We start from the raw sequence: 14,197 nt of genomic DNA on the forward strand, positions 1-14,197 counted from the left end.
ATTTTATTCATACATTCACTAAGAGGTGCCTTTATGCCAAGAAAATTTGATGACAATGAAAAGAACAGCATTCATAACAAATTGCTGGATGCCGGATACGAATTGTTTTCACAGTATGGATTTAAAAAAACAAGCGTCAGTGATATTGCTAAAGCTTCCGGCATTGCTTCCGGGACTTTCTATTCCTTCTATGCTAGTAAAGAAGAACTGTTCTTCGCCTTAATGGAGCAAGAAGAGCAGCGCATTCAACACAGCCTGCTTCAGCAGCTCCACGGCGCTCCCGTGAACAAGGAAGCGTTTATCGTTTTTTTAAAGCAATCTCTGGAACTGATCATCGACAATCCAATTTTGAAAGAAGTGCTCTTGCCTGAGCAACTTGAGTCCATCATCCGCAAAGTGCCCGCTTCCCAGTGGGAAGGCAACTACGCTGGAGACGTCGAGAAGCTCGGGCCGCTTATCGTAGAATGGCAATCACGCAACGTTGTGCGCGCCGACCTGGAGCCCGCGCTGATTGCCAATCTCATTCGTTCGCTGGTTCTGCTTTCGCTGCAAAAAAAAGCGATTGGCAATTTTTCGGATACTTTCGAGCATTTAGCAACTTCGGTTGCACAATACTTAACGACCACTGACCATTAATTAACCCTACGAGGTGAACGTTATGATCGAGGCGACCCATTTAGCCTATGTCTATCCTGCTGCCAAACGTCCTGTCCTGGATGGACTTCACTTTCACATCCAGAAAGGAGAAATCTTTGGATTTCTTGGACCTTCCGGGGCTGGAAAAAGCACAACGCAGCAAATTCTTATCGGGAAACTAAAGAAATATAGCGGCTCAGCTCGAGTGCTAGGCCAGGAAATTCGCTCAGCGAATGCAGCGTTTTATGAACGCATTGGCGTCGCTTATGAATTCCCTCATTTCTACAATCGCTTTACGGCGCTTGAGAATCTGCAGCACTTCCGTTCTCTTTATCGGAATCAACTGACCAATCCGGTTGCGTTGCTGAAGCAGGTCGGGCTGGAGGATGCCGCCCACAAAAAAGTAGAAAGCTTTTCCAAAGGCATGAAAATGAGGCTTAATTATTGCCGTTCCGTTCTAAACAATCCGGAGCTGTTGTTTCTCGACGAGCCGACTTCTGGTCTCGACCCCGTACATGTCGACAATCTGAAACGTCTAATCGAAGCCAGACGCCAAGCCGGAGCGACAATTGTCATTACGACCCATAACATGCAAGCCGCCGAGCAGCTATGCGACAGGGTGGCTTTTATGATGGACGGGCAAATCCGCTTTATTGACTCGCCCCGAAACTTAAAGTTGCTGAGCGGCGAACGAAAAGTACGTGTGGAATACGAGCTTGGAGAAAAGCGAGCGACGGAGGATTTTCCAATAGAGGGTATCGGGGTAAATGAGCGTTACCTGTCACTCATTCGCTCGCATCGAATCGTAACCATGCATACGTTGGAAGCATCGCTTGAAGACATCTTTATCGCCGCTGCTGGAAGCAAAACGCCATGAGGTTATCGCGACTGGTTTGGTTCGATGTCTGCTATCAATGGCGGCATCGCTATTATCTGGTCTATCTGATCGTCTGCTCCGTGTACGTTGGCATTTTGCACGCGATCCCGGATTCCTACGCTGAGCACGTACTTGTATTGCTCACCTTTTCCGATCCATCAGCGCTCGGGCTATTGCTTGCCGGCAGTATCCTTCTGCTTGAACGGGATCAGGGAATCTGGAATGCACTTTTTTCAACTCCCTTGCGGGCTTGGGAATACCTGACCTCCAAGTGCTTATCTCTTGGCTTTTTGTCTCTGTTGGCTGCATTGGCTATTCATTTACCTGTTAGCGGTTTGCCGAAATCTCCCTTTGCTTTCCTACTTGGCATCACGCTAACATCGTTTTTCTTTACCCTGTTGGGCATGGCTGCTGCCTTGAACAGTCGCTCGATCAACGGCTTTTTGATACGTTCACAACTTTTTGCCCTGCCCTTTACACTTCCCATTCTGGAATATTTAAACGTGGCTCATATTCCATTGGACCGTCTACTACCATCCAATGGCTCTCTTATTCTAATCTCAGGTTCTGCTCGTCCACCTGCACCAGCCGAGACTGGATATGCGTTTGCTATTCTGACCCTATGGATCATCGGTGCCGGAATCATCACCTTGTCTTTACTAATTGCGAATACCAGACAGCGGGAGGATCGTCATGGCTCTGAACAAATATAGCGCATTGCTGCGACAGGATTTAAGAAATGGGTTGCGCGACCCCATGCTTATGCTTATTTTCATCGGTTCTTTGTTGATTATTGCTGTATTTCGATACGGTTTGCCTTTACTAAGTAATTGGCTTTTCGTGAAGCTGGGGGTTGACTTGCAGCCTTATCATTCACATATCGCTGCCTTTCTCCTCTCATTAATTCCGCTCCTTATCGGTTCTGCAGCAGGATTGCTCATGCTCGATGAAAAAGACGAACGCATTGTGGACTACTATGCCGTCACTCCCTTGCGCAAACAAGGCTATTTCATTTATCGCCTGCTCTTGCCTGTGACACTCTGCAGTTTGTTCCTGCTGCTATTTATAGGGGTCAGCGATAATCCTTCAGCACATTCAGCATTGCCTTTGCTGTTGCTTGCTCTTGAAGCCCCCCTGTATGCTTTGTTCCTGGCAAGCGTTGCATCCAACAAAGTCGAAGGACTGGCCTTAACCAAATTTATCAGTCTTTCCGTCCTCGGTGCAATATGCTCAAACTTAGCGACTGCTCCCTGGCATTGGTTGGGAAGCTGGCTTCCGGCTTTTTGGCCGTTTCAGCTTTACCTTAGCCTTGGTCATACAGGGTCCATCCAGGCTGCTCATCTGGTTCAGTTCCTGATGGGCCTCGCTTTTCATTACCTTCTTCTATATGCTGGATTAAGATGCTTCTCCCGCCAAATATAAGCTTCTTACCTAACCCTCGATGTACCGAAAAATCGGAACTAAGCAAAGTACGGTCACTCGGAACAATGTTGTTTTGTAAATGGTCGATTTTATGGAACTGGGGATTGATCACTTTACTATAACCTGCTCTTGTTCTAAATTTTTGGCCCTGCGCAAAAAGGATCATCTCATTGCAAGACAGTGAAGGACTTCGGCATATTGCTGACGATGTGCTCTGTGAGGCATTTCAAGAAGAACTGGGACTCACGTCTAACTCAGCCGCTCAGCTCAGTCGTAAACACGATCAAGTGTATCCAGAGCTGCTGCAGCAAATGTTAGAGCGCATTGTCAAACGGATTTTGCCACATACCGAGCCCCAACTCACCGCCATTCGACGTAAACAGACCCTCATGGATGGATTTCCATGGCTCTGTTGTGTTGAACTCCTAAGTCAAAGAAATTCATCTCATGGGTTGTGACCACCGTTATCTCGATAATGTAAACTTCTATTTTAAGGGCACGAAACTCAAAAATGATCGGCTTTTTGAGATGTAATAAGTTAATACACCCATGTCCGAGGCAGAGGCCGTTCTACCTGCAGCGTTCTGACAAGCATTCGCTTACGCATCTCCTGCAGCAGCTCTCTATGCTCTGGTTCGTCTGCCAGATTCATATACTGCATGGGATCCATACGAAGATCGAACAGCGACTCCTTCCCGTCAGACTCGCAGACGTAGCGATGATGCTTCGTGCGAATATTCTTCCAGCCGTGGAACTCCATAAGCGCTTCTTCCTTGCCTTCAAACGACTCATTGCGCAGCAGCCTACGGAACGATTCGCCCTGCAATGATTGATGAATCGGAATGCCCGCACATTCAAGCAGGGTCGGCAAGACATCTACGGCTTCAACGAGCCCATCGAACTTGCGGCCAGGCTCTGCTATGCCTCTTGGCCAACGTACGATGCAAGGTACACGACTGATACAGTCCTCGCCTGGATAGCCCTTCTGATAGCGGAGATGATCGCCCAAATATTCTCCGTGATCGGACGTGAAGAGCACAATCGTATTGTCGGAGAGACCCAGCTCCTCTAAGCGATCCAACAGCTTCCCGACATAATAATCCACTTCACTAATCATGGCATAATAGCCCTGTTTGACGGACCGAAGCTCCTTGTCGGAGAAATGGGTATCGCTTCGCATTTGATTGATATGGGGCGGATAATGAGGAAGCGACAGCTTCTCAGGATCATACAAGTCCAAAAATCGCTGCGGCGCTACCCATGGCGTATGGGGAGAATAGAAGCCGGCAATGCATAACCAGGTATCCTCCCGATGCTGCTCCATAAACGACTCGGTTTGCTCTGCCACAAAGGCGGAATGCGTCAGATGATCCCGCCCCGGGAACGCTGCGGCATGCTTCGGCTCACGCTCAGGATGTGTTACTTCGTCCTTCACACCCATAATACGATAATAATGCTCTGCAGCAGGCGGGAGGCCCAAGCTTAGATGCTCCAGTTGATCAGGCTCCTTCGCCCTCACCCATGCCCGATAAGCGTCCTCGTAGCAGCCCGGCTCATCCGAAATTTCCAGGTGGTCAAAGTCATAGCTGGGATGAATGTCACGATGATCCCGATTGGAGTGAGGAAGAAAATGAAGCTTGCCGATATTTCCAGTAACATAACCGTAATTTTTCACCAGCTTGGGCAAGGTGACGACATCCTCTGGTACAGGCACCGCCATATGCGTAATGCCAAGCGTTGAAGGGTATTGGCCGCTTAGGAAGCTGATTCGGCTTGGCATGCAAATCGGATTTTGCACAAAATAATGGGATAGATTCACACCTTCTGCTGCCAGCCGATCCAGATTCGGCGTCAATATTTCCGAATTGCCATTGGCCCTGAGCGCATCCCATCGCTGTTGATCTGTATAGATGAGCAATATATTGGGTCTGTTCATGCCAGTCACTCTCCTCCTAACCTTTCACCGATCCGATTAAAGCGCCCTTAACAAAATATTTCTGAAGGAAGGGATAGACGCAAAGAATGGGCAGCGTAGACACCATAATGGTGGCATACTTCAGAGCTTCCTCGGAGATGGAATAGCTTCCTCCTGAATAGCCCTCATTGTTCATCATCTGTCCCGCTAACACGATGTTCCGAAGAATGACTTGAAGCGGATATAGATCTGAATTTCGCAAATAAATGAGAGGCGTCATGTAATTATTCCAGATAAACACGGCATAGAACAAACCTACAGTCGCCAGCACAGGCTTGGATAGCGGCAAGCACATCCTCCAGAAGACGCCAAAATCGTTCAGCCCATCCAGCTTGGCGGATTCTTCAATTTCTGTGGGAAAGCCTTGAAAAAACGTCCGCATAATAATGAGGTTCCACGTAGAGACCGCACCTGGAATAACCATTGCCCAAATCGTGTTGACTAGTCCAAGCTCCTTCACAACAAGGAACGTTGGAATCATGCCGCCGCTGAAGAACATGGTAAATATGATGAATAGCATCGTTGGCCTATTGAACACCATCGATCGCTTGGATAACGGGTAAGCGCCCACAGCGGTTATGGTCAGTGAAACCATCGTACCTAATGTGACATACAGCAAGGTGTTTCGGTAACCATTCAAGATTCGCCCGTCCTCGAATACATAACTGTACATATCCAGCGTAAAGCCCTTAGGCCACAGATATACTTCTCCCCTTGCGATATAAGAGGGGCTGCTGAATGATACAGCAGTCATATATAAGAAAGGGTATAAGGTTATGACGACGACTACGAACATGAAAAGAAGGATTACGACGTCTGACCATCCGATATTTTTATTCACGCTGTACCGCCTCTCTCTTACCATAAGCTGTTTTCCCCGAACTTTCGACTTACTGCATTCGCGGTATAGACAAAGAAGAAACTGATAAATCCGGTAAACACATCAATAGCTGTGGCATAGCTATAATTGCCCTGTACGAGCCCCACTCGATATACATAGGTACTAATAATGTCAGCCGTGGAATACGTCGAAGGCGTATACAACAAATATACTTTCTCGAAGCCGATCTCCAGAACGTTACCGATATTGAGCAGCAGCATGATGACGATTGCCGGCGCAATGCCAGGCAAGGATATGTGGAACATTTGGCGAAGACGGCTCGCTCCATCCATTCGTGCCGCTTCATACAACCCAGGGTCGACGGCGGTTAATGCCGCAAGATAAATAATCGTCTCCCACCCCATATGCTGCCAAATTTCGGAGGACACATAGATCGTTCGGAACCATTCCGGCATACTGAGAAAGTTAACCTTCTCCAGCCCAATCGCTTCCAGCAGTTGGTTGATCGGCCCTCCACTCGGAGACAAAAACATAACGACCATTCCGGCAACAACCACATTGGATATAAAATGCGGCATATAGCTTACAGATTGGACAAATCGTTTAACGACCTGGAATCGCACCTCGTTCAGTAATAGGGCGAACAGGATGGGAATCGGGAATCCGAAGGCCAGCTTGTATATGCCAAGCAGCAGTGTATTGCGAATCAGCTCAAAAAAATCGGGATTGTTCAGAAACATATGAAAATACTTCCACCCAACCCACTTGCTCTCCATGACGCCGCGAAATAAATTGTAATCCTTAAAAGCAATCAGAATGCCTGCGATCGGCAAATATTTAAACAAAATGTAGAACACTACGATGGGCAATAGCATAAGCAGCAGCACTCTATCCTGCCTCATCCGTTTCCATATCATCATAGGTGTTATCACTCCCTGGCAGAAAGGGCGGCAAGCATCGTTTCATTCACTCCTGTCCGCCCCTTGAAGTTATGCTTTATTGCATAGTAAGCGCTCGATCGTGAGCATTCTTGAACACTTCCACAACTTGAGGAACGCCTAGATCATTTGCTTCCTTCACGTATTGGTCCCATTCAGAGAGGCTTCTTGTGCCAATAATGAAACGAGCTATATTCTCTTGATAGTGCTTCTGTATGCCCTGTCCAACCGTTGCCAGCACTTGAAGCTCCTCCTCCGTCATCGCTGGACGCGGCTGTGGAATCGCCTCGTATTGTTCGACCATACCAAATGCATCGTTTAAGGTATCGGATGCCAGCGCCAGATATGCGTCGAAATCCATGGCGGCATAAGAGCCATTGGTTACCATTCCAGTCTGAATACGCAGATCGCCAAAGTCTTTGAAGTCCGTTTTGAACTCTTTCTTCTCATTTACGATCTGGAACGACTCGCCCTCCTTGCCCCAGCTGACAAGCGCGATGCCTTCCGGCGAATACATGAAGTCCATGTACCGGATGACGGCATCCAGCTTCTCTGTAGTCGATGCGATGGCGAAGCCTGATGTCTGGAAGGCAGTAAACGGATTTTGTTGCTTGCCATTTGGCCCGCCAGCTATTGGCGGCATGTAGGCCAGCTGGAATTCCGGCTTATCCGGAATTGCAGCCTTATATTCGTCAATAATGCCGATGAAGTCCGCCGACATGAACCCCTTGTCTTGAGCGAACAAATCCCGGCTTTGATTTCTCTGAAGCGACATGAAGTCTGGCGGGATCAGCCCTGCCTGATAGAACTTGCTCAAATACTCCAACATGGATTTGAAATTGTCCTCAATAGGACCATATTTCCATTGCTTCGAGCCGTGGTCAAAATAAGCAAGCTCCGACGTGCCATTATAAGCGCTTGTGCCAAAATTGGGGGCGATATTCGTCACCGTTGTCAAATTATCAAAAAAATTCAGCGGGTAGCTTTCGGGATACAACGTTTTCAGCTCCAGAGCTACGTCATAAAGTTCATCATAGTTGGTTGGCACATTCAGCCCATGCTTCTCAAATACATCCTCCCGGTAAAGCCAGACGCGCCGGAACTGTTCCCCAAGCCCGTAGTTCGGCATGATATAATTTTTCCCGTCTGCGGACGTAACCGACTGCTTGATATCAGGATGCGCTTCCAAGAACGCTTTATAATTCGGCATCTTATCCAGATGCTCCGTCACATCAACAAAAGCGCCTTGAGCTCCGAATCGATTCGCCTGCTGAGGGTTGTTCAGAAAGAGAAGATCCGGCAGGTCGCCTGAAGCGATAGTTAGATTTAATGCGTTCTCATAATCCGCTCCTGGGACACCTTCAGCATCAAAGCTGATGCCTGTCGCCTCTTTAATGTTCTGGTATACAGGCCAGTTCTCGTTAAAAGGCCATACTGGATGATTGACAACCATCATACGCAGCGTCTCAGGTTCCTTGTCTTTAACTGGCTCCTCTGAAGCGGTTGGCTTATTTCCTTCTGATACGACTTCATTCCCATTCCCATTGGTTCCCCCGCCGCTGCATCCCGCTATAAGGACAGCTCCTAACAGGATCAACGTCAGCAGATAATGAATACCTCTCTTCTTGTTCATGCGCAACTCCCTTTCTCATGTCGTATTTGTCGTTCACAAGGCTAAGCTTAGTCCCCAGACAGGGCATGTGGATAGACACGCTTCCCCATATGATTGGCAAAGTTCTATAAATCTGTATACATGACAATAATCTTTAAAGGCGTCAATACCGCTGCATTGCGATATTCTTATAAAATAGATATGATGTTATAGCATCGCAGGAAGGAGTTGCCTCCATGATCACAAAAAGGTCAAGTCTCTTCACTAAAATATTTCTTGGATTTCTAACGATCATCATCTTGCTATCTATTATTCTGCTCGTATCCTTTGGCATTTTTCGCAACAGCGTAAGACAGGAGATCGTAAGCTTCCACGAGTTAAGCCTGGCGCATACCGTATCCAATTACGAAAATCGACTCAATATAGTAAAAAACTTATTGCTTACCATGTATTACGATGAGGATGTCAGTCTGCTGTATCAGCAGCTGCAGCGCGGCAACAAACAAAATGTCGACTATTTGCGTCTTAACAACATCTGGTCAGACATTCGAGCCCATGCTGCCAATCCCCTCTTGAATATTGAAAATATCGCTTTATACTTTGACCCCTTGTCTTTCGTTGTCGAAAAAGATGGTACCCATGGGGCTGATGAGTTTTTCTCCAAGTACCTCTCCAGCCCTGACTATACACTTGATTTCTTCGACCAGCAAATGTCGACAAGTCAGCTGCTCCAGACGTTCCCAGCTGCCTCATTCAAAAATTATTATCAGGCTTCGAAGGAACTCCTACCTGTCGTATTAAGCACGCCGTCCAATCATTATTTGATTGCTGGCTTCTTGGACGCGGATAAAATGTTCAATGCCCTGCACCCATCAGCAGATGGAAACTTCTATATATATAACAAGCATGGCGGCTTGCTTTATACATCAGCCGCTGAATACGAAGACGATTCCATCTTTAACGATATCAATGCTAATCAAGGATACCTTACACAAAACCATCATTATTATTTTTATCATAAAGGCGCATCTACGGGACTTATCTACATCCATGAAGTACCGATGAACCGTATCGTAGCCCGAATCAGCTCCCTTAATCAAATTGCTGGAGCCCTTTTTATATTTGCAGTAGCCCTTAGCATTATATTGGCCATATGGATGAGCCGGAGATTCAATCAGCCTTTGCTGCAGCTTATCCAAGCTGTTGTGAATCAGAAGCCCCCTTCATCCATGACGAACAGCCCGGCGGAGTTTCATCTGCTCCTGGACAAGCTCTCGCACATATTTACGGAAATCAAACGCAAGGATGCCGTGCTTACCAACTACAGCTTTATGAATCAAATGAGAAGAATTCACTCCAGCTCACCATTTCCCATACCGCTGGATCATCGCGATGGTTCCTTCATTCTGGTACTTTGCCATATCAATCTAAGAGAGCACGAGGAAGGGCAGCCAGTGGAGAAGGTTTCATATTTCATAAGAGAATTTATCGACCTGTTCATGTCTGATCGATTCTCCAAGTCTCGTACCTTCCAAATGGATGCCAATGAGGTGCTGACGGTTGTCTTCGATGTAGAGGAGCGACAGCTCCTGACCGAAGCAGCTGCACGAATGAAGCAGATATATGATCAGGATGTCGACCATTATCTGATCACCGTGTGCATAAGCGGAGAATACCAACGCACACAGCAATTTGAAGAGGCGTACCGGCAGGTGCAGCAACTGCTGCGGCAACGAATGATGATTCAAGAGACACAAATCATCTCGGAGCTTGCCACTCATATCGACTTTCCGTTATATCGGGAAAGCGATCTAGAGATTCTGTTCAATCATCTTGAGCAAGGGAATGCCTCCGCCGTCATTGAGCTGACAGACACGCTGATTGAACAGCTAAGGAGGAAGAAAGCTCCTGCCATACAATATAGACAGCTGGCGGAACGAATCGTTATTAAACGTGACGAGTTGGCGTTCCTTATCCAAGGTCAGTATCAATCAGACCGCCTCAAGGATCGAGACGAAATTAATGGATGTCTCTCTGCCGAGGAGCTATCCGCTTATCTCAGAGGTGTCATTTATGATATTTGCGTCAAAATCGAGGAGCGAAAGCTGGCAAAAGACGATGTCATTGATTTTGTGCTTCATTATGTGGAGCATCATTACAATGAAGATTTATCGCTGGACTCTGTTGCGAGCAAAATCAACTTATCTTCGGGTTATTTGTCCAACTATATCAAACAAAAGACTGGTGTAACCTTCAGTGAGCATATTATGGAGGTGCGAATTCGGAAGGCCAAGGAGATGCTGAGGGATTCGTCACTACCTATAGGTGTTATCGCGGAGAAGATCGGCTACTATAGTGCAACATCATTTAATCGATGGTTCAAGAAGGCGACCGGTCTGTCACCAGGAGAATATCGCAGGCAGTCTACGCTAAAGCACTGAATGCAAATGGCACCAGGTATACAAGAAAAGCAGCATCTTGAATCTATTATAAGTCTGTACTCTTCACCGAGATGCATACTATATAAGACGGTGTTTTGTTCTATTCTTTAAGCTACTTAAGTCGTTGAGTCTAACATACTCAACGACTTAAGGGGGAAAACCGCACAAATTTTGAAGGTGAAAAGCTTTTTTTAGTCATCGTACTTGCGATGCTTGACTAGCTGATGACCGTTCATAAATATTAATATATGAATCGCGACCTTCTTCTACTTGTAATTCAATCGGCTCTACGCAAGCGTTGTTCTTGGTTTTGAGTCAGGTGACGAAGAAATACCCCTTTCATGTTATCGATTGAATACAGCATAATTAATGTAGCCACTCTCAATAACAAAAGTGACGACACACATCGAAGAGATCATAAAGGTAGGATTGGTCAATCTTCACGGGATTCCGAAGATTACTTTGATATTAGCAAATGATCTATTATAAAAGAATTGCCGCTTTGTGGAGCATCCTCCCACAGATAGAAGGTAATAGACTTGATTTGAGTAGTTGACAATCCATTCACCGCCCCCCAGTAGCCGTCAGCCCCAGAAGTTTGGGCAGGCGAAGCGCCGAAGCTGCCCATCGTAATGGTGCGAGAAGCATTGGCATTTACGGTAAAATAGAACGTTCTCAGCTGTCCATTGTTATCCAGCACATTGCAGCGAATCTGTATCGGCAATGCGGTTGGGTTGGTCACATCTGCCGTGACGGAGGGCGCAGCCCCTAAATTCCACGGCGAAGCAGGCTTAAGCTCTACTCCAGCATATACCGTATCGAGAGTGCCGACATTGACCTTCATGGCGCGAACACCATCGGTTGCGCCTTGTGACACATACTGGATAGTCGCTTGGTTATAGGCGCTGATCAGGGATAGATTCTCCGAGGCTTCGAAGGATATCTTCGTATTCCCCGTGCTGCCGAATCTCGTCGCGTAGGCTTGAGCGTGAACCGTTTTGGCGGCATTGACCAGAGAAGCGTATGGCACGTCGGCCACATCTACAAATCCAAGATTGTAATTTTCGCCATCCCAATGACGGCCAAGCAGCGGCTCATCTACATATTGGAACCAATGCGCGCCGACAAAATAAGGATTCTGCAAAGCCGCATTCATGTAATTCGTAAATTTGGCCGCTCGTTCCTGCTGGCTTGACGCGGCGGATTCCGAATTCGGACCCGTTCCGAACATCCCTCTGTCATTCGATCCAAAGGCAAACTCGCCTACAATGGCAGGCTTGTTAAGCGCAGCGATATCCATCCAGCTATGCCCGTTCACTGATTCCTTGTAGACGTTGTAGCTCACCACATCCACATATTCGGCGGCGGCCTCCTGAACCTCCTTGCTAATGCCCCATTCCGCAAACCGGGAGCCTAGATACAAAGTGTTGGGCAGCGCTTGCGTCAAGGCGGCATCTACGATGCTGAAATACTTCCGGGCCAGAAGTTTCAGCATCGTTGAATAGTCGGGAATCATGCCGTTCGAGATTTGCGCCGGCTTGAACGGTGCGTCCATCGCAGTGAAGGAAGCGAATGAAGTTCCCCATTGGGCGTTCAGTGTTGCAATGTTGTTGTTGTATTTGGTTTTTAGATGGGCAATCATTGCACGTTTTGCATAACTTTTGCTATCGGCTGCATTCATGGCTAATATGTTGCTGATGAGCAAATATTTGCTCTGTGTAGTAGCGGGACTGCCCCATGGAATTTCATTATCTACATAAATGCCGATGAGCCATGGGTCCTGCGCTACTCCATACGCAACAATCTGATTCTGCACCATATCGCTCACGCTGACCGTGAACTGGGGATCATACGGATCGGCAACCCCTCCCCACTCCCCGCTTGGAATCGTAGTGTGGGTTCCCCAACTCGTCCAGCCATTGGCTACATACGCCAGCTTGTGCTGGGAGCCCTTGCCGAAGAACAGCGTCGGCTCCGACCAATTGCCAAGCGAGTTGAACCCCCAGTTCTTGAAGCGCGCCACAGATACATCCTTCCACTTATTGATATAATCGGTTCCGTATTTGCGTTCCAGGTTGGCCGAATAGTGATTGAACAGCCAGCCCTCTGTTTGCCCAAGCGGCGGACTGCCTACTGTCGTTGTATATCGGAAGTGCTCGCCGAGTGAGCTGTTCTTGGCCGGAAGATCCTTGAACATCGCATCTCGGCCCGAGATCCAGGTATGCATGTCGTCCAGGCGGACCACGTCCACACCGGTCGAGAAGAATAAGTACCCCTCAGGATCAACCAATGTCCACTTGCCGCCATATTGTGCAACCCTGAAGCGACCTGTAGCTTGCAGCTTGGGACCGTTCTTCCAGCCTCCGTATTGGCTTGTGGCGATTGGTTGAGAACCGTTAAGCGCAAGCGCTTCCTCTGCCTTATCGTTCAAGAGATCCTGATCACTGTTAATTTTCTCGCTCCAGCTTGCCCCTGTGTACTGACCATACTTATCAACGATGTCGTTCAAGTAGCTTAGATTCGAATTTGGGTCCTGGATAACTCTTAAATTATCGATGACCAAAGCTGTAGCTGTGCTGGGATACATCTGAAAAAATTGCAAAGAAACAACATTGGCGGGATCGATTGACTTATCTCCCCAAGCATAACCCATCTGCAAGCCGGCAGGATTGGGCGGCAGAAACCGCATTCCCAAATCCAGCACCGCGGAGCTGAGACTCAGAAAGTATTGTCTTGTCGTCCCTGCCTTCGATACCGCCTGACTAACGATGGAGTCCTTCACGCCGTCGGCTTGGGCGCTGTCATCCACACGCAGATAGAACGTAATATCCTTGTTCGTTGAATTCGTCAGTTCGAAAGCAATTGCATTGCCGGAGCCTACACTCCAGGGCGTAGTCGGCGCAAACTTCACCGATGGGAAGTCTGCAACCGCATAGTTGACCTTGAGCGCCTTAGACCCTGTCGTATTCGTTACAATCTGCAGTGTAGCGTTTGAGCCTGTAACATAGGAGGGAATTACGCCATTGTCGAAGTTCAAAATAGGGAACGGCGTGGCTGCAACTGCAGTGCCGGGCTGTACCGCCAGCCCGGCAATCATAGCCAAGATCAATAGACTTGCGAATAGTCGCTTCAAATTTTATTACCTCCCAAATAAATGGTTTATTAGTTGCCCCTTTCGTTGAGCTACCCTCCTTTCCCATATTTTTTCATTTATCAGAATGCGCTTTCATTGTAAATCAATGGTATTATGAGCTAATATGAAAATTTTAACGATATCCTGTAGATAAACAAAGATTATGAGTAACTACAGCAGGGGGGCTGTCTCAAAAAAGTCAGATCGAGACGGGGTTTCACTTCAACATGGATTACATTACCTGATGTATGCAGAAGCATACCGATCCGAAGAAGGGACAAGCACATCCATCATGTTGACAACGGTTTGACGCACATGCCTG

10 protein-coding genes are annotated in these 14,197 nt (G+C 47.5%); 5 read left to right on the top strand and 5 right to left on the bottom strand.

Going from position 1 to position 14,197, the window contains the following annotated elements; all coding sequences use genetic code 11:
- Positions 1-33 precede the first annotated feature (33 nt).
- The 4 genes from KJW29_RS18585 to KJW29_RS18600 are packed head-to-tail and all read left to right on the top strand — an operon-like array spanning position 34 to position 2,935.
- Positions 34-636: a TetR/AcrR family transcriptional regulator gene (locus tag KJW29_RS18585; protein WP_087568942.1), complete on the top strand. Its 603-nt coding sequence runs from the start codon at positions 34-36 to the stop codon at positions 634-636.
- A 22-nt stretch (positions 637-658) separates the two neighbouring features.
- Positions 659-1,513, top strand: a complete 855-nt coding sequence (locus KJW29_RS18590; RefSeq protein ID WP_087568943.1) for an ABC transporter ATP-binding protein — start codon at positions 659-661, stop codon at positions 1,511-1,513.
- Entirely contained in the window at positions 1,510-2,226 is a 717-nt protein-coding gene (locus KJW29_RS18595) for a fluoroquinolone export ABC transporter permease subunit (protein ID WP_087568944.1), read from the top strand. The genes KJW29_RS18590 and KJW29_RS18595 overlap by 4 nt, the downstream gene beginning before the upstream one ends.
- The gene (locus KJW29_RS18600; RefSeq protein ID WP_143810308.1) at positions 2,207-2,935 is read left to right on the top strand and encodes a hypothetical protein; all 729 of its coding nucleotides are present in this window, start codon (positions 2,207-2,209) and stop codon (positions 2,933-2,935) included. Before KJW29_RS18595 ends, KJW29_RS18600 begins: the two co-directional genes overlap by 20 nt.
- Before the next feature lie 538 nt (positions 2,936-3,473).
- Here KJW29_RS18600 and KJW29_RS18605 read toward each other — a convergent pair.
- From KJW29_RS18605 to KJW29_RS18620, 4 genes are all read right to left on the bottom strand, one after another.
- The gene (locus tag KJW29_RS18605) at positions 3,474-4,871 is read right to left on the bottom strand and encodes a sulfatase family protein (RefSeq protein WP_087568946.1); all 1,398 of its coding nucleotides are present in this window, start codon (positions 4,869-4,871) and stop codon (positions 3,474-3,476) included.
- Between the two features lie 16 nt (positions 4,872-4,887).
- Positions 4,888-5,751 (bottom strand): carbohydrate ABC transporter permease, encoded by an 864-nt coding sequence (locus tag KJW29_RS18610; RefSeq protein ID WP_373271278.1) that lies wholly within the window; start codon positions 5,749-5,751, stop codon positions 4,888-4,890.
- 17 nt (positions 5,752-5,768) lie between these two features.
- Entirely contained in the window at positions 5,769-6,668 is a 900-nt protein-coding gene (locus KJW29_RS18615) for an ABC transporter permease (protein ID WP_087569051.1), read from the bottom strand.
- A 79-nt stretch (positions 6,669-6,747) separates the two neighbouring features.
- Positions 6,748-8,322, bottom strand: coding sequence for an extracellular solute-binding protein (locus tag KJW29_RS18620; RefSeq protein ID WP_087568947.1), 1,575 nt, complete (start codon positions 8,320-8,322; stop codon positions 6,748-6,750).
- A gap of 215 nt (positions 8,323-8,537) precedes the next feature.
- Between KJW29_RS18620 and KJW29_RS18625 the strand changes: the two genes are divergently transcribed.
- Complete coding sequence (locus KJW29_RS18625) at positions 8,538-10,742, top strand: helix-turn-helix domain-containing protein (RefSeq protein WP_087568948.1); 2,205 nt, start codon at positions 8,538-8,540, stop codon at positions 10,740-10,742.
- Positions 10,743-11,199: 457 nt separating this feature from the next.
- On the opposite strand, the gene KJW29_RS18630 is transcribed toward KJW29_RS18625, so the two are convergent.
- Positions 11,200-13,875, bottom strand: a complete 2,676-nt coding sequence (locus KJW29_RS18630) for a hypothetical protein (protein WP_087568949.1) — start codon at positions 13,873-13,875, stop codon at positions 11,200-11,202.
- Positions 13,876-14,197 lie beyond the last annotated feature (322 nt).

Origin of the sequence: Paenibacillus agaridevorans (assembly GCF_018604145.1) — a bacterium.
GTDB lineage: Bacteria > Bacillota > Bacilli > Paenibacillales > Paenibacillaceae > Pristimantibacillus > Pristimantibacillus agaridevorans.